Consider the following 24,208-nt stretch of genomic DNA (forward strand, 5'->3'; position numbering starts at 1 on the left):
GCCATACCCCCACCCAGTTCCGGTGACCGCGCACTGATGATGCCCCGGCGCAAACGAACCCGCGCCGCCGACAACGCCGCCCGCATCACCGCCGAACGCACACTCAACCAACTCGACACTCCGCCCTTCTGAGTAGGCTGCCCGGGTGACCGAGCCGCCGATGCAGCCGAACCTGACGTTGACCACGCAGATATGGCGGTTCGTCGTGACTGGCGGGTTCTCGGCGATTGTCGACTTCGGGCTGTATGTGGTGCTCTACCGGATCGGCGGCATGCAACCAGACCTGGCCAAGATCATCGGCTGGATCGCGGGCACCACCACGGCGTATCTGCTGAACCGGCGCTGGACGTTCCAAGCGCCCCCGAGCAGGGCCCGGCTGGCCGCCGTGTGGGCCCTCTACATCACGACGTTCGTCGTGCAGGTCGGGCTCAACCACCTCTTCCTGCGGCTGCTCGACTACACCCCGACCGCCGTCGTCGTGGCCTTCGTCATCGCACAGGGCACGGCCACCGTGATCAACTTCGTTGTTCAGCGGTCGGTCATTTTCCGGCTGCGCTGAGGCGGAAGCGTCGCACGGTACCCTCGTCACGATGTTTCCGACCACCTCTCGACGCCTGACCGGCTGGGGCCGCACCGCCCCGTCAGTGGCTCAGGTGCTCTCGACGCCGGATCAGGAACTCATCGCCAAGGCCATCGCACACGCGGCCCACGGCGGCACCCGCGGTGTGATCGCCAGGGGCCTCGGCCGGTCCTACGGAGACAACGCGCAGAACGGCGGCGGCATCGTCGTCGACATGACGGCGCTGAACAAGATCCACTCAATCGATCGCGACAGCCACCTTGTCGACGTCGACGCGGGCGTGAACCTCGACCAGTTGATGCGCGCCGCGCTGCCCCTCGGCCTCTGGGTGCCGGTGCTGCCGGGCACCCGCCAGGTCACCGTCGGCGGCGCCATCGCCTGCGACATCCATGGCAAGAACCACCACAGCGCAGGCAGCTTCGGCAACCACGTGCGCTCGATGGAACTGCTGACCGCCGACGGCGAGGTCCGCCACCTCACTCCCGACGGCACCGACGCCGAATTGTTCTGGGCTACCGTCGGCGGCAACGGCCTGACCGGAATCATCCTGCGCGCCACCATCGCGATGACCCCGACGGAGACGGCGTACTTCATCGCCGACGGCGACGTCACCACGGGCCTTGATGAAACGATCGCCTTCCACAGCGACGGCAGCGAATCCAACTACACCTACTCGAGTGCATGGTTCGACGCCATCAGCGCGCCCCCGAAGCTGGGCCGCGCCGTAATCTCCCGCGGTTCGCTCGCCACCGTCGACCAGCTGCCGAAGAAGCTGCAGGCCGACCCACTGAAATTCGATGCGCCGCAATACTTCACCACGCCCGACATCTTCCCCAACGGCCTCGGCAACAAGCTGATCTTCGGGGCGATGACCGAACTGTGGTACCGCACCGGCAAGACCTACCGCCGCAAGGCGCAAAACCTGACGCAGTTCTACCACCCGCTTGACATGGTCGGTGAGTGGAACAGGGCCTACGGCGCAGTCGGTTTCACCCAGTACCAGTTCGTCGTGCCCACCGAGGCAGTCGAGCCGTTCAAAAACATCATGTACGACATCCAACGCTCGGGGCACTACTCGTTCCTCAACGTGTTCAAGCTGTTCGGCCCCGGCAACCAGGCGCCGCTGAGCTTCCCGATCCCCGGCTGGAACGTCTGCGTCGACTTCCAGGTCAAAGCCGGCCTCAATGAATTCCTCAACGAACTCGATCGACGCGTTCTCGAGTTCGGCGGGCGGCTCTACACCGCCAAGGACTCCCGCACCACCGCCGAGATGTTTCACGCCATGTATCCGCGGATCGACGAGTGGATCGCCGTGCGCCGCAAGGTCGATCCCGACGGCGTATTCGCCTCCGACATGGCCCGACGTTTGGAGCTCCTGTAAATGGTGTTGTCGCATGGTATTTGACGCCACAGGTAACCCGCAGGCCATTCTGCTGCTCGGCGGCACCTCGGAGATCGGACTGGCCATATGCGAGCGCTATCTGCGTAACGCGTCCGCCCGCATCGTGCTGGCCGACCTCCCCGACCACCCGAAGCGCGACGACGCCATCACCCAGATGAAGGCGGCCGGCGCCAAGTCCGTTGAGTGGATCGACTTCAACGGACTCGACACCGACAGCCATCCCGAGGTAATCAACCAGGCCTTTGCCAACGGTGATATCGACGTGGCGATCGTCGCGTTCGGCCTGCTCGGTGACGCCGAGGAACTCTGGCAGAACCAGCGCAAGGCGGTCCAGATCGCCGGAATCAACTACACGGCAGCGGTTTCGGTGGGTGTGCTGCTCGGCGAGAAGATGCGCGCACAGGGCTCCGGCCAGATCATCGCCATGAGCTCGGCGGCCGGAGAGCGGGTGCGGCGCTCCAACTTCGTCTACGGCTCCACCAAGGCCGGCCTCGACGGCTTCTACCTCGGCCTCGGAGAAGCGTTGCGCGAGCACGGAGTCCGCGTGCTCGTGATCCGGCCGGGCCAGGTCCGCACCTCAACCACCATCGAGCATTGGAAGGCCACCGGCACCAAGGAAGCGCCGTTCACCGTCGACAAGGAAGACGTCGCCGAGTTGGCGGTCACAGCTTCGGCCAAGGGTAAGGAGCTGGTGTGGGCGCCGGGAACGTTCCGGTACGTGATGATGGTGTTGCGGCACATCCCGCGGCCCATCTTCCGCAAGCTGCCCATCTGATATGACCGTGCTCGGCCGGATGACGGTGGCGGTCGTCGTCGCGCTGATCGTCTCGGCCGTCGCGCTGATCGCCATCGCCCGGGTGGAATGGCCCGCCTACAACTCGTCCAACCAACTGCACGCGCTCACCACCGTCGGTCAATTCTTTTGCCTGGCAGGGCTACTCGCATCGGGCTGGGTCTGGCGCCGCGGCCGCCGCGTCATAGCGCATGCGGGCGGGCTGATCTTCCTGTCCGCATTCTCGGTCGTCACGCTCGCGATGCCGCTGGGCGCCACCAAGCTCTACCTGTTCGGCATCTCCGTCGATCAGCAGTTCCGCACCGAGTACCTGACCCGCCTCACCGATACCAGCGCGCTGCGCGACATGACCTACTTCGGCCTGCCGCCGTACTATCCGGCCGGCTGGTTCTGGGTCGGCGGGCGCGCCGCGGCGCTGACCGGAACCCCCGCGTGGGAGATGTTCAAGCCGTGGGCGATCACTTCCATCACGGTCGCGATCGTGCTGGCATTCGTGGTGTGGGGGAGCATGATTCGGTTCGAGTACGCGCTGATCGTCACGACCGCCACCGCCGCCGCGACGCTGGCCTACTCGCCTGCGGAACCGTACGCCGCCGTCATCACCGTGCTGCTGCCGCCGGTGTTCGTGCTCGCGTGGTCCGGGCTGCGCGGGCGCACACGCTCCGGCGGTTGGGCGGCCGTCGTCGGTGTCGGTGTGTTCCTCGGCGTCGCCGCCCTGTCCTACACGCTGCTGCTGGCCTACGGCGCCTTCACCGTCGTCCTCATGGCCGTCGCTCTCGCGCTCGCCCGCCGCAGTCTGGAACCGCTCATACGGGTGGCAGTCATCGCGGCGATCGCCGTCGCCATCGCCCTGATCGGTTGGCTGCCCTACCTTTTGGCGGCCCTCCGCGGCTCACCCGCGGACTCCGGCACGGCCACGCACTACCTGCCGCCCGACGGCGCGCAGCTGTCGTTCCCGATGCTCGAGTTCACGCTGCTCGGCGCGCTCTGCATGCTCGGCACGCTCTGGCTCGTCGTACGCGCCGGTAGGTCGACGCGTGCCGGTGGGCTCGCCTTCGGTGTGGTCGCGGTCTACGTCTGGTCGCTGCTGTCGATGCTGGCCACCCTCGCCGGCACGACGCTGTTGTCGTTCCGGCTGCAGCCCACGTTGACCGTCCTGCTGACGGCGGCAGGCGCGTTCGGCTTCATCGAGCTGACGCTTGCGATCGCACGCCGCTACGAACAGCCAACCCATCGCCGAATCGTCGCAGCCACATCCGCTGTCGGCGTGCTCGGCGCCCTGACGTTCGCCCAGGACATCCCCGACGTGCTGCGCTCCGACATCGTCGTCGCCTACACCGACACCGACGGCTACGGCCAGCGCGCCGACCGCCGCCCGCCCGGCGCCGAGAAGTACTACCGCGAGATCGACGCGAAAATCCAGGAGGTGACCGGCAGACCGCGCAGCGACACCGTCGTGCTCACCGCCGACTACAGCTTTCTGTCGTACTACCCCTATTACGGGTTCCAGGGGCTCACGTCGCATTACGCCAACCCGTTGGCCCAGTTCGACGAGCGCGCCTCGGCGATCCAACGGTGGTCGACGCTAGAGCACCCCGACCAGTTCATCGCCGAGCTCGACGCGCTCCCGTGGCGGCCGCCGACGGTGTTCCTCATGCGTCGCGGCGGGGCGGGTGACACCGACGCCAGCTACACGTTGCGCCTGGCCGCCGACGTCTACCCTAACCAGCCCAACGTCCGTCGCTACCAGGTAGCGCTCGACGCCGCGTTGTTCGACGATCCGCGGTTCACCGTTTCCGAGATCGGACCGTTCGTGCTGGCGATCCGACTGCCCAATTAACATCTAGCCCCGTGGTCCACGACCGAAGGCCGGAAACCAATCACCGCACTGCGCGGTTGATCGCCGTCATCGCCGGTCTTCTGGGCGCCGCGCTGGCCGTGGCCACTCCGTTCCTTCCCGTCAAGCAGACGACCGCGCAGTTGAACTGGCCGCAGAACGGCGTCCTGCAGAGCGTGAACGCGCCGCTCATCGGCTACGTGGCCACCGACCTCGACATCAGCGTGCCCTGCTCGACGGCCGCCGGCCTGGCTGGTCCGCAGAACGCGGGCCGCACGGTGCTGCTGTCCACGGTGCCGAAACAGGCGCCCAAGGCCGTTGATCGCGGCCTGCTGATCGAGCGCGTCAACAACGACCTGCTCGTCATCGTCCGCAACACGCCGGTCGTCACCGCGCCGCTCAGCCAGGTGCTCAGCCCTGCCTGCCAGAAGCTGACGTTCACCGCGCACGCCGACAAAGTCACCGGTGAATTCGTCGGGCTGGTCACCGGACCCGAAACCAACGACCCCGGCAAACCGCTACGGGGTGAGCGCAGCGGCTACGACTTCCGGCCCCAGATCGTCGGAGTGTTCACCGATCTGGCCGGTCCCGCGCCGCCCGGCCTGAAGTTCTCGGCCACCATCGACTCCCGCTACAGCACCTCCCCGACGCTGCTGAAGCTGATCGTGATGATCGTCGGGGTGTTGATGACCGTCATCGCGCTCGGCGCACTACACGTCCTCGACACCGCCGACGGGATGCGGCACCGACGATTCCTTCCGCCGCGCTGGTGGTCGATCCGCCCGTTGGACGTGCTGGTCATCGCGGTGCTGGTGTGGTGGCACTTCGTCGGCGCCAACACCTCCGACGACGGCTACATCCTGACGATGGCCAGGGTGTCCGAGCACGCCGGCTACATGGCCAACTACTACCGGTGGTTCGGCACACCCGAGGCGCCGTTCGGCTGGTACTACGACCTGCTCGCGCTGTGGTCGCACGTCAGCGCCAACAGTGTCTGGGTCCGGCTGCCGACGCTGTTGATGGCGCTCACCTGCTGGTGGGTGATCAGTCGTGAGGTGATCCCGCGGCTCGGCCACGCGGTCAAGACCAACCCTGCGGCGAAATGGACTGCCGCGGGTATGTTCCTGGCCTTCTGGCTTCCGCTGAACAACGGCCTGCGGCCCGAACCGATCATCGCGCTGGGCATCCTGCTCACCTGGTGCTCGGTCGAGCGGGGGGTGGCCACCAGCCGGGTGCTGCCGGTGGCGATCGCGATCATCATCGGCGCGCTCACCCTGTTCTCCGGCCCCACCGGTATCGCCGCCGTCGGCGCTCTGCTGGTCGCGGTCGGGCCCTTGAAAACCATTGTCGCCAGCCATACTTCGCGGTTCGGCTACCTCGCCCTGCTGGCGCCCGTGCTTGCCGCCGCGACGGTGACGATCTTCCTGATCTTCCGCGACCAGACGTTCGCCGCCGAGATCCAGGCCAGCACGTTCAAGTCGGCGGTCGGGCCGAGCCTGAGCTGGTTCGACGAACACATCCGCTACGAACGGCTCTTCATGGCCACCCCCGACGGGTCGGTGGCCCGCCGCTTCGGGGTGTTGACGGTGCTACTGGCGCTGGCCGTGTCGGTCGCAATGACCTTGCGCAAGGGCAGGATTCCCGGCACCGCCGCAGGCCCGAGCCGCCGCATCATCGGCATCACCATCATCTCGTTCTTGGCGATGATGTTCACCCCGACCAAGTGGACCCACCACTTCGGCGTCTTCGCCGGGCTGGCCGGTTCGCTGGGCGCGTTGGCGGCGGTCGCCGTCACCGCAGCGGCGATGAAGTCACGCCGTAACCGAACGATCTTCGCCGCCGCCGTCCTGTTCGTCATGGCGCTGTCGTTCGCCAGCGTCAATGGCTGGTGGTACGTCTCCAACTTCGGTGTGCCGTGGTCAAACCAGTTCCCGGAATGGCACTTCGGGTTCACGACCATGCTGCTGGCGCTTGCCGTCATCGCTCTTCTGGTGGCCGCGTGGTTCCACTTCTACGGCCACGACCGGTCCCCGCCCCATGGCAGCCAACGGCGGCTGACGCGAATACTTCAGTCCCCGTTGGCAATTGCGACGTGGCTGCTGGTCGTGTTCGAAGTGTTGTCACTGACGCTCGGGATGATCGACCTGTGGCCGGGATGGTCGGTCGGCCGGTCGAATCTGGGTGCCATCGCCGGTAAGCGCTGCGGCCTCGCCGACTATGTGATGGTCGAGCAGAACCCCAACGTGGGCATGCTCACGCCCGTCGGCCCGCCGGCCGAGGCGCTCAGCGGTCCCACCTCAGAAGGCTTCGGCCCCAACGGCATTCCGACCAACCTTTCGGCCGACGAGGTCATCGGCGGTGGACCCGGCACGTCGAGCAATTTCGCCGACAGCGCCCAGGGCGACGAGGACGACACCGACCAGAGCGGCACCGAGGGCGGCACGACCGCCGGCGCAGGCATCAACGGGTCGCGGGCGCGGCTGCCGTTCAACCTCGACCCGGCGCGCACACCCGTGATGGGCAGCTGGCGCAGCGGCACCCAGCAACCCGCGGTGCTGCGGTCGGCGTGGTATCGCTTACCCGCCGACTGGAAGCAACTCGACCGGTCGTCCTCCATCCTCGTCGTGTCGGCGGCGGGCCGGTTCGACTCAGGCGATGTCGTGGTCCAGTGGGCCGGCGACGACGGCGAGGTGAAGGGCGGCGTCGGTTTCGCCGACGTCGGTGCGCCACCGGCGTGGCGCAATCTGCGGGCACCGCTGGGCGCCGTTCCCGCCGAGGCGACGCAGGTGCGCCTCGTCGCCACCGACGACGACCTGGCACCACAGCATTGGATAGCGGTCACCCCGCCACGGATCCCGCAACTGCGCACGCTGCAGGCGGTCGTCGGTTCTCAAGACCCGGTGCTGCTGGATTGGCTGGTCGGCATGGCGTTCCCCTGCCAGCGTCCGTACGGCCACCAGAACGGCGTCATGGAGGTACCGAAGTGGCGCATCATGCCCGACCGCTTCGGCACGGAGGCCAACTCGCCGGTGATGGACAACGTCGGCGGCGGCCCGCTGGGCATCAGCGAGCTGCTGCTGCGCGCCACCACCCTGCCGTCGTACCTGAAGGACGACTGGTTCCGCGACTGGGGCGAACTACAGCAGTTCACGCCGTGGTACCGCGACGCGCAGCCGGCCCGACTCGATCTCGGTTCGGCCACACGAAGCGGACTGTGGAGCCCGGCACCGCTGCGTCATTAATTCTGTCGCCTAACATCGACCCTCGTGCCACGCGACGACTCTGAGCGGCTGACCGCCATCGCCCGACTTGTCGCCGTCGTCGCTGGCATCGCCGGAGTCCTGCTGTGCGCGCTGGTCCCCCTGCTTCCGGTGAGGCAGACCACCGCAACGATCTCCTGGCCGCAGGCGCCGGGTTCGGACGGAATGGTGACCGACGTCACGGCCCCGCTGGTGTCCGGCGCTCCGCAGGCACTCGACATCTCTATCCCCTGCCCCGTGATTGCGACACTGCCCACGCAGGGCGGCGTCGTGCTGTCCACCGTGCCGAAGGACGCCAGTGACGCCACCAGGGGCGCATTGTTCGTCCGCGCGTCCGCCGACACGGTGTTCGTCGCGTTCCGTGATTCGGTCGCCGCCGCGGCGCCGCGGCCCGCGGTGGCGTCCGGCAAGTGCAGCGTGCTTCACGTCTGGGCCAACGTCGGCCAGGTCGGCGCCGACTTCGTGGGGATCCCTGGCGCCACCGGCACGCTGGCGCCGGAGAAGAAGCCTCAGATCGCCGGCATCTTCACCGACCTGAAGGTGGCTCCGCAGCCGGGCTTATCGGCGCGCATCGACATCGACACCCGGTTCATCACCTCACCGACGACGCTGAAGCTGGCCGTGATGGTGCTCGGTGTCGCCTGTGTGCTGGCGTCCATCGCGGCGCTCGCGGTGCTCGACCGGCGAGGTGGCCGACGTGTGCCCGGCGCATGGCGCCGCATCCTGCGCGCCCGGCCCATCACGTGGGTCACCGATGTCGGCGTGATCGGCACGCTGCTGCTGTGGCACGTCATCGGGGCCACGTCATCGGACGACGGCTACAACCTGGCGATCGCGCGGGTGTCCGCCGACGCCGGCTACACGGCGAACTACTACCGGTTCTTCGGCGCCAGCGAAGCGCCGTTCGACTGGTACCAGAGCGTGCTGGCCCACCTTGCCGCGATCAGCACCGCAGGCGTGTGGATGCGGCTACCCGCTACCGCGGCGGCAATCGCGACGTGGCTGATCATCAGCCGGTGGATCCTGCCCCGGCTCGGCAGGCGGGTGGCGGTCAACCGTGTCGCGGTACTCACCGCCGGCGCGGTGTACCTGGCCGCGTGGCTGCCGTTCAACAACGGCCTACGGCCCGAGCCGATCATCGCGTTCGGTGTCATCGCCGCGTGGGTGCTGGTGGAAAACGCGATCGGCACCCGCAGGCTGTGGCCCGCAGCGGTCGCGATCGTCATCGCCGTGTTCAGCGCCACCACCGCCCCGCAGGGGCTCATCGCGCTGGCCCCGATCCTGGTCGGCGCCAGGGCCATCGCCCGCAACATCCGGGCCCGCAGGCCCGTCGACGGCCTCCTCACACCCTTGGCGCCACTGGTGGCCTCGCTGTCGCTGATCTTCGTGGTGGTGTTCCGCGACCAGACGCTGGCCACGGTCGCCGAATCCGCCCGCATCAAATACGTCGTCGGCCCGACCATCGCCTGGTACCAGGAGTTCCTGCGCTACTACTTCCTAACCGTTGAGGACAGTGCCGACTCGTCGCTGACCCGCCGGTTCGCCGTGCTGGTGATGATGCTGTGCCTGTTCGGCATGATCGCGGTGCTGCTGCGCCGCGGGCACGTGCCCGGCGTCGCATCGGGTCCGGTGTGGCGGCTGCTCGGCGCATGCGCCGTCGGGCTGTTGCTGCTGACGTTCACGCCTACGAAGTGGGCCGTGCAGTTCGGCGCCTTCGCCGGCCTGGCGGGGGCGCTGGGCGCGGTGACGGCGTTCGCGTTCGCGCGCGTGGGTCTGCAAACCCGCCGCAACCTGGTCCTCTACGTAACCGCGTTGCTGTTCATCCTGGCGTGGGCCACATCGGGTCTCAACGCCTGGTTCTACACCGGCAACTACGGCGTGCCGTGGTTCGACAAACAGCCGGTGATCGCCAGCGTTCCGGTCACGTTCATCTTCCTGGTGCTCGCGGTGATAACCGGCCTGTTGGCGGGCTGGCTGCACTTCCGGATGGATTACGCCGGGCACACCGAGGTCGCCAATACGGGCCGCAACCGCGCCCTGGCGTCGACGCCTCTGCTCGTGGTGGCGGTCATCATGGTCGTGCTCGAGGTGGGGTCGATGGCCAAGGGCGCCGCGCAGCGGTACCCCGTCTACACCACGGCCAAGGCCAACGTGGCTGCCCTGACTGACCTTTTGTCCGGGGCGTCCGCCCCTAGCTGCGCCATGGCCGACGATGTCCTGGTGGAGCCGGACACCAATGCCGGTATGTTGCAACCGGTTCCGGGCCAGCGGTTCGGGCAGTACGGGCCGCTGGGCGGTGAGAACCCGGTCGGGTTCAACCCCAACGGCGTCAGCGACACGCTCGAGCCCGCCGAACCGGTGATCGCCAACCCCGGCACGGTCAACTCCGACGGCTCGCCCAACAAGCCGAACGCGGGCGTCGGCTACGCGGCGGGCACCAGCGGCGGCTACGGCCCCGAGGGCGTCAACGGGTCGCGGGTCTTCCTGCCGTTCGGTTTGGATCCGAAGCGCACACCGGTGATGGGCAGCTACAACGAGAACACTCTCGCCGCCAAGGCCACGTCGGCGTGGTACCAGTTGCCGCCCCGCACGCCGGATCGTCCGCTGGTGACCGTCGCCGCGGCCGGGGCGATCTGGTACTACGAGGAGGACCACTCCTTCAACTACGGCCAGTCACTGAAGCTGGAATGGGGCGTGCACCGCCCCGACGGGTCCTATCAGGCGCTGGGTCAGGTCCAGCCGATCGATATCTTCATGCAAAAGGCTTGGCGCAACCTGCGTTTCCCGTTGGCGTGGGCGCCGCCGGAGACCAACGTCGTGCGCATCGTCGCCGACGACCCCAACCTGTCCACCGACCAGTGGTTCGCGTTCACGCCGCCGAGGGTGCCGGTGCTCGAAACCGCGCAACAGATGATGGGATCAAATACCCCGGTGCTGATGGACATCGCCACTGCCGCGAACTTCCCATGCCAGCGCCCGTTCTCCGAACACCTCGGCGTGGCCCAACTTCCGGGGTTCCGCATTCTGCCCAACCTCAAGCAGACCGTGGTGTCGTCGAACCAGTGGCAGTCCAGCGAGGACGGCGGTCCACTGCTGATCACCCGCGCGCTGCTGCGGTCCGACTCCGTGCCGTCTTATCTGCGCGACGACTGGTACCGCGACTGGGGCGCCATCGAGCGCTACTACCGGCTGGTGCCCGAGCCGCAAGCCCCTGACGCGGTGATCGACCAGGGTTCGGTGACGGTGCACGGCTGGAGCCGCAGCGGACCGATCAGGGCGCTGCCGTGAGCCAAGCCGTGAGCCAAGCCGTGAGAGAACCCATGAGCCAAGCCGTGAGAGGTGACGTGAAGCTCACCCGGTGGGTGGCGACCATCGCCGGACTGATCGGGTTCGTGCTGTCGGTGGCCACGCCTCTGCTGCCGGTGGTGCAGACCACCGCGACGTTGAACTGGCCTCAGAACGGTCAGCTGAACAACGTTACGGCGCCGTTGATCTCGCAGGTTCCGGTGACGATGACGGTGACGGTGCCGTGCGACGTGATCCGCGCGATGCCGCCCAACGGCGGCACTGTGCTCGGCACCGCACCCAAGCGCGGTAAGGAAGCCGCGCTCGAAGCGCTGTTCGTCAACGTCACACCGCAGCGGGTGGACATCACCGACCGCAACGTGGTGATCGCGAGCGTGCCTCGCGCGCGGGTCGCCGGCGGCGGAACATCGCTGGGATGCTCGCGCATCGAGATCACCTCCACCGACGCAGGCACCTTCGCGACGTTCGTCGGCCTGACCGATCCGACCACCGGCAAGGAACTGCGCAGCGGGTTCGCCGACCCCAACCTGCGGCCGCAGATCGTTGGCGTCTTCACCGACCTGGTCGGCCCCGCCCCGCCGGGGTTGAGCCTGTCGGCGACCATCGACACCCGATTCACCAGCAAGCCAACAGCTTTGAAGCTGGGGGCGATGCTGGGTGCCATCGCGGCCACCGTCGTCGCGCTGCTGGCGCTGTGGCGGCTGGACCGGCTCGACGGCAGGCGGATGCACCGCCTCATTCCACAGCGCTGGCGCACCTTCACCGCCGCCGACGTCGTTGTGGTCGGCGGGTTCCTGCTGTGGCATGTCGCCGGCGCGAACTCTTCCGACGACGGCTACATCCTCGGCATGGCCCGGGTGGCCGACCATGCGGGCTACATGTCGAACTACTTCAGGTGGTTCGGTAGCCCTGAGGATCCGTTCGGCTGGTACTACAACGTGCTGGCGCTGATGACCCACGTCAGCGATGCGAGCATCTGGATCCGACTGCCGGATCTGATTGCGGCCCTGGTGTGTTGGCTACTGCTGTCTCGCGAGGTGCTGCCCCGGTTCGGCCCGGCGGTGGCGTCGTCCAAGGCGGCGATGTGGGCCGCGGGCCTGGTGCTGCTGGCCGCGTGGATGCCGTTCAACAACGGCCTGCGGCCCGAGGGGCAGATCGCCGTCGGCGCGTTGATCACCTATGTGCTGATCGAGCGCGCCATCAGCTCGGCGCGGATGACGCCTGCGGCCCTGGCCGTGATCGCCGCCGCATTCACCCTCGGCATTCAGCCCACCGGCCTGATCGCGGTGGCTGCGCTGCTCGCCGGTGGCCGACCGCTGCTGCGGATCCTGGTGCGCAGGCACCGCGTCGTGGGCACCTGGCCGTTGATCGCACCGCTGCTCGCGGCCGGCACCGTGATCCTCACCGTGGTCTTCGCCGACCAGACACTGGCAACGGTGTTGGAGGCCACCAGGATTCGCACCGCGATCGGCCCGAGCCAGGAGTGGTACACCGAGAACCTGCGGTACTACTACCTGTTCCTGCCGACGGTGGACGGCTCGCTGTCGCGGCGGTTCGGCTTCTTCGTGACCGCGCTGAGCTTGTTCACCTCGATGTTCATCCTGTTGCGGCGCAAGCGGATTGCCGGTGTGGCCCGTGGTCCGGCGTGGCGGCTGATCGGCATCATCTTCGGCACGATGTTCTTCCTGATGTTCACCCCGACCAAGTGGGTGCATCACTTCGGACTGTTCGCCGCCGTGGGCGCGGCGATGGCGGCGCTGGCCACCGTGCTGGTGTCGCCGAAGGTGCTGCGCTGGTCGCGCAACCGGATGACGGTGGTCACGGCGGTGCTGTTCCTGCTGGCGCTGTGCTTTGCGACGACCAACGGCTGGTGGTATGTCTCGAGCTTCGGGGTTCCGTTCAACAACGCGATGCCTAAGGTCGCCGGAATCACCATCAGCACAATCTTCTTCGCGTTGTCCGCGGTCGCGGCGGTCTACACCCTGTGGCTGCACTTCGCGCCGCGCGACCGCGGTGAGGGCCGTTTCGCACGCGCCCTGACTCTTGCGCCGATACCGCTGGCGGCGGGCTTTATGGTGATCGTGTTCGTGGCCTCGATGCTCGTCGGCGTGGTGCGCCAGTACCCGACGTATTCGAATGCGTGGGCTAACCTGCGCGCGTTCACCGGCGGCTGCGGATTGGCCGACGATGTGCTGGTCGAGCCCGACACCAATAACGGCTTCATGACGCCGCTGCCGGGAAACTACGGTCCGCTGGGTCCGCTCGGCGGCGAGAACCCCGTCGGTTTCAGTCCCAACGGTGTGCCCGATCACATTGTGGCAGAGTCGATTCGGCTCACGTTGCCGATGCCGGGCACCGACTACGACTGGGACGCGGCCGTCAAGCTCACCACCAAGGGCGTCAACGGGTCGACCGTGCCGTTGCCGTACGGGCTTGACCCGGCGCGGGTTCCCGTCGCGGGCACCTACGCCGAGGGTGTGCAGCAGCAGAGCAAGCTGGCGTCGGCCTGGTATCAGCTGCCCGCGGCCGACGACGCGCATCCGCTTGTGGTGATCACCGCGGCGGGCACCATCGCGGGCAACAGCGTGTTGAACGGCCACACCGACGGCCAGACCGTCGAGCTCGAGTATGCCCGGCCAGGCCCGGGCGGGGTTCCCGTGGCGGCCGGCAGGCTGGTGCCTGACGACATCGCCGTGGCGCCGTCGTGGCGGAATCTGCGGTTCGCGCGTTCGGACATTCCCGCCGACGCGGTCGCGGTGCGGGTGGTGGCCGAGGACCGCTCGCTGACGCCGGGCGACTGGATCGCCGTCACGCCTCCGCGGGTGCCCGAGCTACGGTCCCTGCAGGAGTACGTCGGCTCCAGCCAGCCCGTGCTGATGGACTGGGCCGTCGGTCTGGCGTTCCCGTGCCAGCAGCCGATGCTGCACGCCAACGGCGTGACCCAGGTGCCGAAGTTCCGGATCACCCCGGACTACACGGCCAAGAAGCAGGACACCGACACCTGGCAGGACGGCCGCAACGGCGGGCTGCTCGGCATCACCGACCTCCTGCTGCGGGCGCATGTGATGGCCACCTACCTGTCGCGCGACTGGGGCCGCGACTGGGGTTCGCTGCGCAGGTTCGACACCACTTGGATTGGCGGAGACGCCGTTCCGGCGCAGATCGAGCTCGGCACGGCAACCCGCAGCGGCCTGTGGAAGCCCAACAAGATCCGGATCGGCGCCTGACCGAAAATCGGGAAATTAGCATCCCGCGGATTTCTTGACTTATTCCAGAAAAGGGATAAGACTTTCCTACATGCGCACGTCGGAGGACTTCCAGCAGATGCTGCGAGGCGCCGCTTTGCGTGTGACCCGTCCGCGGGTCGCGGTGCTGACCGCGGTGCACGCCCACCCGCACGCCGACACCGATTCGATCATCCGTGCCGTGCGCGCGGACCTGCCCGAGGTATCCCATCAAGCCGTCTACGACTCGTTGAGCACGCTGACGGCCGCCGGCCTGGTGCGGCGCATCCAGCCGTCGGGCTCGGTGGCGCGCTACGAGTCGCGGGTCGGCGACAACCACCATCACGTCGTCTGCCGGTCCTGTGGCGTCATCGCCGACGTGGACTGCGCGGTCGGCGAGGCGCCCTGCCTGACCGCATCCGACGACGACGGCTCATTGGCCGGATTCGCCATCGACGAAGCCGAGGTCATCTACTGGGGCCTGTGCCCCGACTGTGCGGCCAGTCCGACTTCGCGATCACAACCGTGATCACAGCCCGTTGAAACCCACTCCCGGAAGGAATGTTGTGTCATCTGATACATCCGATGCTCGTCCCCCCGCTTCTGGCTCAGGCACCGCCAGCGTCAGCGAGAGCGAGAACCCGGTCGTCCCGTCGCCGAAGCCCAAGGCGCACGCTCCGCGGACCAACCAGGACTGGTGGCCCAACCAGGTCGACGTCTCTAAGCTGCACGCGCACGGCTCGGCCTCCAACCCTTACGGCGAGGACTTCGACTACGCCGAGGCGTTCAGCCAGCTCGACCCAGAGGCGCTCAAGGCCGACGTGATGGAGGTGATCACCACCTCACAGGACTGGTGGCCCGCCGATTACGGCAGCTACGCCGGATTGTTCATCCGCATGAGCTGGCACGCCGCGGGTACCTACCGCATCCACGACGGCCGCGGCGGCGGCGGTCAGGGCATGCAGCGCTTCGCCCCGCTCAACAGCTGGCCCGACAACGCCAACCTCGATAAGGCGCGCCGCCTGCTGTGGCCGGTGAAGCAGAAGTACGGCAACAAGATCTCGTGGGCCGACCTCATCGTGTTCGCGGGCAATGTGGCCCTGGAGTCGGCCGGCTTCAAGACGTTCGGCTTCGGCTTCGGTCGTCCCGACGTGTGGGAGCCCGAGGAGATCCTCTTCGGTGAGGAAGACGAATGGTTGGGCACCGACAAGCGGTACTCCGGTGACCGTGAGCTCGCCGAGCCGTACGGCGCCACCACCATGGGCCTCATCTACGTCAATCCCGAAGGGCCAGAAGGCAAGCCGGATCCGCTGGCGGCGGCCAAGGACATCAAGGACACCTTCGGCCGGATGGCGATGGACGTCGCGGAGACCGCCGCTCTGATCGTCGGTGGCCACACACTCGGCAAGACCCACGGCGCAGGCCCGGACGAGGGCATGGGCCCCGAGCCCGAGGGTGCCCCGATCGAGCAGCAAGGCCTGGGGTGGAAGTGCCCGTTCGGCTCCGGCAAGGGCGCCGACGCGGTCACCAGCGGGCTCGAGGTGGTGTGGACCAACACCCCCACCAAGTGGAGTAACGCCTACCTGGAGATCCTCTACGGCAACGAGTGGGAGCTGACCAAGAGCCCGGCCGGTGCGTGGCAGTTCGAAGCCAAGGACGCCGAGGCGACCATCCCCGACCCGTTCGGCGGCCCGCCCCGCAAGCCCACGATGCTGGTGACCGACGTCTCGATGCGGGTGGATCCCGAGTTCGGTGCGATCACGCGTCGTTGGCTTGATCACCCCGAAGAGCTCAACGAGGCATTTGCAAAGGCGTGGTACAAGCTGCTGCACCGCGACATGGGCCCGATCAGCCGCTACCTCGGACCGTGGGTGGCCGAGCCCCAGCTGTGGCAGGACCCGGTGCCTGCGGTCCAGGGTGAACTGATCGACGAGTCCGACATCAAGGCGTTGAAGGCCAAGGTGCTCGACTCCGGCCTGTCGGTCCAGCAGCTGATCAAGACGGCGTGGTCGTCGGCGGCCAGCTTCCGCAGCACCGATAAGCGCGGCGGTGCCAACGGTGCACGGATTCGCCTTGAGCCGCAGCGCACTTGGGAGGCCAATGAGCCGTCGGAGCTCGAGAAGGTGCTGCCGGTTCTCGTGCAGATCCAGCAGGACTTCAACAGCGCGGGCGGTAAGCAGGTTTCGCTGGCCGACCTGATCGTGCTGGCGGGTTCGGCGGCGGTGGAGAAGGCGGCGCGCGACGCCGGCTACGAGATCGACGTGCACTTCGCGCCCGGTCGTACCGATGCGTCGCAGGAGCAGACCGACGTCGACTCCTTCTCCGTGCTGGAGCCACGGGCCGACGGCTTCCGCAACTACGTCCGTCCGGGCGAGAAGGAACAGCTGGAGCAGCTGCTGATCGAGAAGGCATACATGCTCGATCTGACGGCACCCGAGCTGACCGTCCTGGTGGGTGGCCTGCGTGTGCTGGGCGCCAACCACGGCGGCACCAAGCACGGCGTGTTCACCGACAAGGTCGGCGTGCTGTCCAACGACTTCTTCGCCAACCTGCTCGACATGAGCACGGAATGGAAGTCGGGCACCGCGGAGAACGTTTACGAGGGCACCGACCGCGCAACCGGTCAGCCGAAGTGGACCGCGACCGCGAATGACCTTGTGTTCGGCTCGAACTCGCAACTGCGGGCGCTCGCCGAGCACTACGCCCAGGACGACAACAAGCAGAAGTTCGTCGAGGACTTCGTCGCGGCCTGGGTCAAGGTCATGAACAACGACCGGTTCGACCTGGAGAAGTAACAGCGCTGGAAGGCAACACCCCGCGGGCTCAAAGCTCGCGGGGTGTTTGCTTATGCGCGGCCGTTCATTGGTGGCGAGAGATTAGATCGGCAGCAGACCGTGCTTGCGCTGCACCCGGCCGTAGTGCTGCTTGTCGCGCAGCAGATGCAGCGATTTGCGCAGCAGCAGCCGGGTTTCGTGCGGCTCGATGACCGCGTCGATGAACCCGCGCTCGGCGGCGATCCACGGCGTGGCCATGTTCAGGTTGTAGCCCTCGATGAAGTCGGCGCGAATTTTCTGCACCTCCGGCGCGGTCGGATCCGGGAACCGCTTCACCAGCAGCTGCGCGGCGCCCTCGGCGCCGATCACCGCGATACGCGCCGTCGGCCACGCGAAGTTCAAGTCGGCCGACAACTGCTTGGAGCCCATCACCGCATACGCGCCGCCGTAGGACTTGCGGACGGTGATCGTCACTTTCGGCACGTCCGCCTCGACGACCGCGTTCAGGAAGCGGCCGCCGCGTTTGATGATGCCGCCCTTCTCCTGCGCCACACCGGGCAGAAAGCCGGGGGTGTCGACGACAAAAATCAGTGGCAGGTTGTAGGAGTCGCAGAATCGGATGAACCGGGCGGCCTTGTCTGATGCCTCGTTGTCGATCGAGCCCGACATGTGCATGGGTTGGTTGGCGACCACCCCGACCGGGCGGCCGTCGACCCGCGCGAACGCGGTGATCATCGCCTGCCCCTGCTGCTGTGCGACATCGAAAACATCGCCGTCGTCGAAGATCCGCAACAAGATCTCGTGCATGTCGTAGGCCTGGTTGTCGGAGTCCGGCACGATCGAATCGAGCTCGAGGTCGTGCGGGGTGATCTCCGGCTCGAGGCCGGGATTGACGATCGGTGCATCGTCGAAGGTGTTGGGCGGCAGGAAGCTCAGATAGTCGCGGACGTACTGGAACGCTGCCTTCTCGTCCTCGACGACCTGATGGATGTTGCCGTACCGGGCCTGGGCCTCGGCGCCGCCGAGCTCGTCGAGCGAGACGTCTTCACCCGTCACGTCCTTGATCACGTCGGGGCCGGTGACGAACATGTAGCCCTGATCGCGGACGGCCACCACCAGGTCGGTCTGGATCGGCGAATAGACCGCTCCGCCAGCGCATTTGCCGAGAATGATGGAGATCTCCGGCACGAAGCCGCGCAGCAGCTCGTGGCGGCGGCCGAGTTCGGCGTACCAGGCCAGCGAGGTGACGGCGTCCTGAATGCGGGCGCCGCCGGAGTCATTGATGCCGATGATGGGGCAGCCGACCATGGCCACCCACTCCATCAGCCGGGCCACCTTGCGGCCGAACATCTCACCGACGGTGCCCTGGAACACCGTCTGGTCGTGGCTGAAGACGCCGACGGGCCGGCCGTTGATGGTGCCGTGGCCGGTCACCACGCCGTCGCCGTACAGCGCGTTGGGATCACCGGGCGTCTTGCACAGCGCACCGATCTCCAGAAAGCTGCCGGGGTCGAGCAGCGCGTGGATGCGCGCCCGGGCACTCGGGATGCCTTTCTTCTCTCGCTTGGCGACGGCCTTCTCACCACCGGGTTCCTTTGCCAGCTCCAGCTTTTCGCGAAGTTCGGACAGAAGTTCCGCAGTGGGTTTGTTCGTCACTTGCTCTCGCTCTCGATCCGGTTGATCGCCTCGCTCATGTGGGCGCCGACCTTCGCAATGTACGGCTCGTCGATCGCCTGGATGTGCTCGCCCCCAATGGGCACGACCTCCAAGTCGGCCACGTACTCGCCCCAGCCGCCGTCGGGCTTGCGGGTGGCGTAACGCGGCTCGAAGAAGATCGCGTCGTCGTGGTAGCGGTCAGCCATGTAGAGCGTGACGTGTCCGTCGTAGGGCTTGATCTCCGCGGTCTCGAGCAAGCGGTTGTCCAGATACGACGTGCGCTGGTGCTCGATCACTCCGCCGGGGATCTCGACGCCGCTCGCCTTGACCGCGTCGAGGACGAACTGCACCTGTCCCTCGTCGTCGAGTTCCTCGAGCTCCTCATAGGGGATCGCGGGCACCTGCACGTTGAAGGTGCGCTCGGCGAACCGCGCGTAGCGGTCCCAGCGGGCGCGGGTCTCCTCCTTGGTCTGCGGCACCTCTTCACCGGGGCGAACGGTGTCGATCAGGCCGACGAACCGAACGTCCGCGCCGGCCTGCTCGAGCCCGATCGCGCACGCGTAGGCCATCGCGCCGCCCAGCGACCAGCCCGCCAGGATGAACGGTCCATCGTGCATCTCCAGCAGCTTGGGCACGTACTGCGCGGCGCGCTCCTCGACCGACCCCTCAACGCGCTCCATCCCGTACATCGGGGTGTCCGCCGGCAACCGCTTCAGTAGGGGCTCATAGACCACCGTCGAACCACCGGCCGGATGGAATACGAAGACAGGAACGGCTTTTGAGCCTTCCTTCGGCGCCCGCAGGGTACGGACGAAGCCGTCGAGCTCGCCCGCCTCGAGGTGCTCACGCACGATGGTCGCCAGCGCCTCGATGGTCGGCGAGTTCTTGACGTCCTCGACGGTGATCGTGCCTTCCGCGCGTTCCGAAAGACGGGCGGCCATCTTCTCGGCGGTTTCGTCGTCGAGCTGCGGCAGCGCGTTGAAGATGCCGCCCGGCGACTTGCCGGTGACGATCGCCCACGTCGCGAACGTCACGCGCTCGGCGGCCTCACGCGGTGGCACGTCGGCACCGAGCGCCTCGGTGACGGCCTCCTGGGTCAGCACCTGTGCGGCGAGCGCGGCCGCAGAGGCCTTGTCCCCGTTGGCCTTCGGACCTGACGGGTCGGTCGGGGGCGGCGGGATCGGCAGGTCGGATGCCGGTGGCGCCGCATCGGATTCGGGCTGGGTTTCCGGCTCGGCCTGCGGATCGGGCGCGGGCGCCGTCACCGTCTCGGGGCTGGCGCCGCTCAGCAGCTTGGCCTGCTCGGCGGCGATCTCCTCGGGAGTCTGCGTCTTCTGGTGCTCGTGAAGCTCCGCGACCTCGTCGCGGTGCTCGATCGCGTACTGGATGAGGCTCTCGACGTTGTAGAGGTTGGCATCCCGCACCGCCGTCAATTGGATCGGCGGCAGGTCGAAGTCGTATTCGACGCGGTTCTTGATCCGCACGGCCATCAGCGAATCCAGGCCGAGCTCGATCAGCGGCACCTCCCACGGGAGGTCCTCGGGCTCGTAACCCATTGCGCCGCCGACGATCGCGGCCAGCCGGTCGCGCACAGTCTCGCCGCTGTCGGGCGACCACTTGGCGAAACCGGCGCCCATGCCTGCACCCGCGGTGAGGTTGTCCTGCAAGATTTCTGCATCGGCGTCCTGGTCTTCCACGACTAACGGCGTGGCTTCGGTGACCGCCTGCTCGACCGCGGCACCCGCCGCAGCCGCGACCGGAAGGGCGCCACCCGCAGCACCGCCCCGCGCCACTCGGCTTACTACGGCGTCGTACACCAAGGTGAACGACTCGTCGACGCGGGCGTGCACCTGGATGCTGGCACCGCCGGGATGACGGGTCATGGTCGTCACCAGGCGGGCACCCTCACCCGGCACCGCGCGCTGTTCGGATGCCGTCAGCTTGGCATCCGGAAGCACCTGGGCGGCAGCGGCTTTCACCAGCGCGGCAAGATCGGTCGTGCCCTTCGGCGCGTACTCCCACACGTGGCGGCCGTCGGGCGTGGCCACGTGGTTCCCGGGCATCATCGTCGAGCTGTCGCCGGTGAAGTGCGCCTCCAGCCAGTGCGGCTTGCGGCGGAACTTCGTCGGCGGGATGTTCGCGTAGTCGAGTGCGCCGGCCAGGCCGCTGGACTTGCGCGGGAACAGTGTCCGGAAGTCCAGATCGTGGCCGTGCACGAAGAGCTGCGCCATGGCAGCGGTCATCGAGTCGACCTCGTCCTGCTTGCGGGCCAACGTCGCGATGAGCTGTGCGTCGTGCAGCCCCGCCGTGGCGGTGGTGAGCCCAACCTGCATGAGCGCCACGGGATTCGGTGCCAGTTCCAGGAATGTGGTGTGGCCGTTGTCGACGGCGTTGCGGATGCCGTGCGTGAAGTACACGCTGTGCCGCAGGCCCTTCTTCCAGTACTCCACGTCGTGGATCGGCTCGCCGCCCGGGCGGATGTAGCTGCCCTCGTGGACGGTGGAGAAGTAGCCGGTGTGCAGCGGACGCGGTTCGATGCCCTGCAATTCGGCGGCCAACTCGCCGAGCAGAGGATCCATCTGCTGGGTGTGGCTGGCGCCCTTGGTCTGGAACTTGCGGGCGAACTTGCCCTCTTTCTCGGCGCGTTCGATGATCGCGTCGACCTGGGCCGGCGGCCCGCCGATCACCGTCTGGGTCGGTGCGGCGTAGACGCACACCTCCAGATCGGGATAGTCGGAGAACACCGTTTTGATTTCGTCTGCCGAGTACTCGACCAGCGCCATCAACCGGATGTACTCGCCGAACAGCATCGCCTCGCCCTCGCCCATCAGGTGCGAGCGGGAGCAGATGGTGCGGGTGGCGTCGGCCAGCGACAGACCACCGGCGAAGTAGGCGGCCGCGGCCTCACCGAGCGACTGGCCCACCACCGCAGCGGGTTTGGCGCCGTGATGCTTGAGCAGTTCCCCGAGCGCGATCTGGATCGCGAAGATGACCAGCTGCACCTTCTCGATCGGCAGTTCGGTGGTTTCGTCGGTGTAGTCGACCGCATCGTCGAGGATGAGCTCGAGGATCGAGTGGCCGCGCTCGTCCTGCACCAGGGCGTCGACCTTGTTGATCCACTCTGCGAACACTTCGTTGCGCAGATACAGGCTCTTACCCATCTTGCGGTGCTGCGCACCGAATCCGGCGAGCACCCAGACGGGTCCATTGGTGACGGGGCCGTCGGCGCTGTAGACGTTCGGGCTCTGCTTGCCGTCGGCGAGCGCGCGCAGCGCCTTGATCGCTTCATCGTGGTCGTGGGCCATCACCACTGCGCGCGAGCGGCCGTGGTTGCGCCGCGACAGCGAACGGCCGATCGACTCGAGCGAGGAGGCCCGGCCCTCGGGGCTATCCATCCAGTCGGCGAGCTCAGCGGCGGCCAGCCGCTTGCGTGAGGTCAGGAACGCCGAAACTGCAAGTGGCACAACTGGCGTCGGCTGCTCTTGCGCCTCCATCTCCTCGCGGGCGACTTCAAGCAGCCGCTTGGCCTCGTCGGTGAGGCCGGGCAGTTCGGGTTCGGTGTCCGCGACGTGGGCGGGCGCGTCAAGCGCGTCGGCGTCATCAACGAACTCGCCGTACTCGTCCATCCGCACCCCGCCGACGAACACCGCGTCGGCATCGGACGCGGCGTGCTTGCCGTCGGAGGCGGGCTCTAATTCGGGTTCTGGCTCAACAAGATCTGAGGGCAGCACCTCGCGCAGCACCAGGTGGGCGTTGGCGCCGCCGAAGCCGAAGCCGGAAACGCCCGCGATGGCATGCCCGCTGTAGCGCGGCCAGTCGGTGACGGTGTCGGCGACCTTCAGCCGCACGTTTTCGAAGTCGATGTACGGGTTGGGCCCGCTGTAGTTGATCGACGGCGGAATCTTGTCGTTGCGCAACGCCAGCGTCATCTTCGCCAGGCTCGCCGCACCGGCCGCCGATTCCAGGTGTCCCACATTGGATTTCACCGCACCCAGCAGGGCGGGCTTGTCGGCGGGACGGCCGCGGCCGACCACCCGGCCCAGCGCGTCGGCCTCGATCGGGTCACCGAGGATGGTGCCGGTGCCGTGGGCCTCGATGTAGTCGACGTCGCGCGGGTTGATGCCGGCGTCCTTGTACGCCTTGCGCAGAACTTCGGCCTGCGCGTCCGGGTTGGGTGCCAGCAGGCCGTTGGACCGGCCGTCGTGGTTGACCGCGCTGCCCGCGATGACGGCGAGGATGTCGTCGCCGTCGCGACGCGCATCGGCAACACGCTTGAGCACCAGCATGCCGCCGCCCTCCGAGCGCGCGTAGCCGTCGGCGTCCTTGGAGAACGACTTGATCAGCCCGTCGGGCGCGAGCACGCCGCCGACCTCGTCGAAGCCCACCGTGACCAGCGGGGTGATCAGCGCGTTGACGCCGCCGACGATCGCAACGTCGGCCTCACCCGAACGCAGCGCAGCCACGCCCTGGTGCGCGGCGACCAGCGAGCTGGAGCACGCCGTGTCGACGGCCACCGACGGCCCGCGGAAGTCATAGAAGTACGACACCCGGTTCGCGATGATCGAGCTGGCCGTGCCCGTGATCGCATACGGGTGGGCGACCGACGGGTCCGACATCGCCAGGAAGCTGTAGTCGTTGGTGGAGCTGCCGATGTAGACACCGACGCTCTGGCCCCGCAGCGACGACGCGGGAATACGGGCGTGCTCCAACGCCTCCCACGTCAGCTCGAGCGCCATCCGCTGCTGCGGATCGATGTTGTCGGCCTCCATCTTCGACAGCGCGAAGAACTCGGCGTCAAAACCCTTGATGTCCTTCAGGTATCCGCCGCGGGTGCGCGCCTTGGCGACCCGCTCGGCGATCCGCGGCTCGTCGAGAAACTCCTCCCAGCGGCCCTCCGGCAGATCGGTGATGCCGCTGCGTCCCTCGAGCAGTGCCTGCCACGTCTCGTCCGGGGTGTTCATGTCGCCGGGGAAGCGGGTGGCCAGGCCCACAATGGCTATGTTCGCGATGTCCTCATCAACTTCGCGTGACCAGTCCTCGTCATCATCGGACAGCTCGACTTCGGGCTCACCCTCGACGATGACCGTGGCCAGCGATTCGATGGTCGGATGACGGAAGGCAACGGTGGCCGTCAGCGTCACACCGGTGAGATCTTCGATGTCGCTGGCCATCGCGACCGCATCGCGCGACGACAGGCCGAGTTCGACCATTGGGGTGGACTCGTCGATGGCGTCGGCCGACTGGCTGGTGGCGTTGGCGACCCAGTTGCGCAGCCATTCGCGCATCTCGGCGACGGTCATGTCGGTGCGGGCGGGCGTCGTGGGCCGCTCGGGCGCCAGCTGGAAACCCTCTGTGTTGCCCTGCGAATCCGGTTCT

11 protein-coding genes are annotated in these 24,208 nt (G+C 67.4%); 9 read left to right on the top strand and 2 right to left on the bottom strand.

What is annotated here, in order from left to right; all coding sequences use genetic code 11:
* Positions 1-160 precede the first annotated feature (160 nt).
* The 9 genes from A5651_RS06000 to katG all read left to right on the top strand — a co-directional run bounded on the left by A5651_RS06000 (position 161) and on the right by katG (position 17,197).
* Complete coding sequence (locus tag A5651_RS06000; RefSeq protein ID WP_066977272.1) at positions 161-559, top strand: GtrA family protein; 399 nt, start codon at positions 161-163, stop codon at positions 557-559.
* A gap of 31 nt (positions 560-590) precedes the next feature.
* Positions 591-1,961, top strand: coding sequence for an FAD-binding oxidoreductase (locus A5651_RS06005; protein ID WP_066976742.1), 1,371 nt, complete (start codon positions 591-593; stop codon positions 1,959-1,961).
* 13 nt (positions 1,962-1,974) lie between these two features.
* Positions 1,975-2,757, top strand: coding sequence for a decaprenylphospho-beta-D-erythro-pentofuranosid-2-ulose 2-reductase (locus A5651_RS06010; RefSeq protein ID WP_066976745.1), 783 nt, complete (start codon positions 1,975-1,977; stop codon positions 2,755-2,757).
* 1 nt (position 2,758) lies between these two features.
* Positions 2,759-4,615: a galactan 5-O-arabinofuranosyltransferase gene (locus A5651_RS06015; protein WP_197496557.1), complete on the top strand. Its 1,857-nt coding sequence runs from the start codon at positions 2,759-2,761 to the stop codon at positions 4,613-4,615.
* Between the two features lie 11 nt (positions 4,616-4,626).
* Positions 4,627-7,854, top strand: coding sequence for an arabinosyltransferase domain-containing protein (locus A5651_RS06020; RefSeq protein ID WP_066976748.1), 3,228 nt, complete (start codon positions 4,627-4,629; stop codon positions 7,852-7,854).
* Positions 7,855-7,878: 24 nt separating this feature from the next.
* Positions 7,879-11,160, top strand: coding sequence for an arabinosyltransferase domain-containing protein (locus A5651_RS06025; protein WP_066976750.1), 3,282 nt, complete (start codon positions 7,879-7,881; stop codon positions 11,158-11,160).
* A gap of 32 nt (positions 11,161-11,192) precedes the next feature.
* Positions 11,193-14,405 carry an arabinosyltransferase domain-containing protein gene (locus A5651_RS06030; RefSeq protein ID WP_066976752.1) on the top strand — a complete coding sequence of 1,071 codons (3,213 nt, stop codon included), beginning with the start codon at positions 11,193-11,195 and terminating at the stop codon, positions 14,403-14,405.
* Between the two features lie 70 nt (positions 14,406-14,475).
* Complete coding sequence (locus A5651_RS06035) at positions 14,476-14,931, top strand: Fur family transcriptional regulator (protein ID WP_066976754.1); 456 nt, start codon at positions 14,476-14,478, stop codon at positions 14,929-14,931.
* Between the two features lie 37 nt (positions 14,932-14,968).
* Complete coding sequence (gene katG / locus A5651_RS06040; RefSeq protein ID WP_066976756.1) at positions 14,969-17,197, top strand: catalase/peroxidase HPI; 2,229 nt, start codon at positions 14,969-14,971, stop codon at positions 17,195-17,197.
* An 81-nt stretch (positions 17,198-17,278) separates the two neighbouring features.
* Here the strand turns inward: katG and A5651_RS06045 are convergent, their stop codons facing one another.
* A complete protein-coding gene (locus A5651_RS06045) occupies positions 17,279-18,832 on the bottom strand; it encodes an acyl-CoA carboxylase subunit beta (protein WP_066976758.1) in 1,554 nt (517 codons plus the stop codon).
* The gene (pks13, locus tag A5651_RS06050; RefSeq protein WP_156662677.1) at positions 18,829-24,132 is read right to left on the bottom strand and encodes a polyketide synthase Pks13; all 5,304 of its coding nucleotides are present in this window, start codon (positions 24,130-24,132) and stop codon (positions 18,829-18,831) included. The genes A5651_RS06045 and pks13 overlap by 4 nt, the downstream gene beginning before the upstream one ends.
* Positions 24,133-24,208 lie beyond the last annotated feature (76 nt).

The organism is Mycobacterium sp. 1274761.0, assembly GCF_001668615.1.
GTDB lineage: Bacteria > Actinomycetota > Actinomycetes > Mycobacteriales > Mycobacteriaceae > Mycobacterium.

Bases quoted from the DNA above. Each gene is read 5' to 3' on its own strand.
- A5651_RS06000 (WP_066977272.1), top strand. From the start codon at position 161: ATGCAGCCGAACCTGACGTTGACCACGCAGATATGGCGGTTCGTCGTG.
- A5651_RS06005 (WP_066976742.1), top strand. From the start codon at position 591: ATGTTTCCGACCACCTCTCGACGCCTGACCGGCTGGGGCCGCACCGCC.
- A5651_RS06010 (WP_066976745.1), top strand. From the start codon at position 1,975: ATGGTATTTGACGCCACAGGTAACCCGCAGGCCATTCTGCTGCTCGGC.
- A5651_RS06030 (WP_066976752.1), top strand. From the start codon at position 11,193: ATGAGCCAAGCCGTGAGAGGTGACGTGAAGCTCACCCGGTGGGTGGCG.
- A5651_RS06015 (WP_197496557.1), top strand. From the start codon at position 2,759: ATGACCGTGCTCGGCCGGATGACGGTGGCGGTCGTCGTCGCGCTGATC.
- A5651_RS06035 (WP_066976754.1), top strand. From the start codon at position 14,476: ATGCGCACGTCGGAGGACTTCCAGCAGATGCTGCGAGGCGCCGCTTTG.
- pks13 (WP_156662677.1), bottom strand. From the start codon at position 24,132: ATGACCGTCGCCGAGATGCGCGAATGGCTGCGCAACTGGGTCGCCAAC.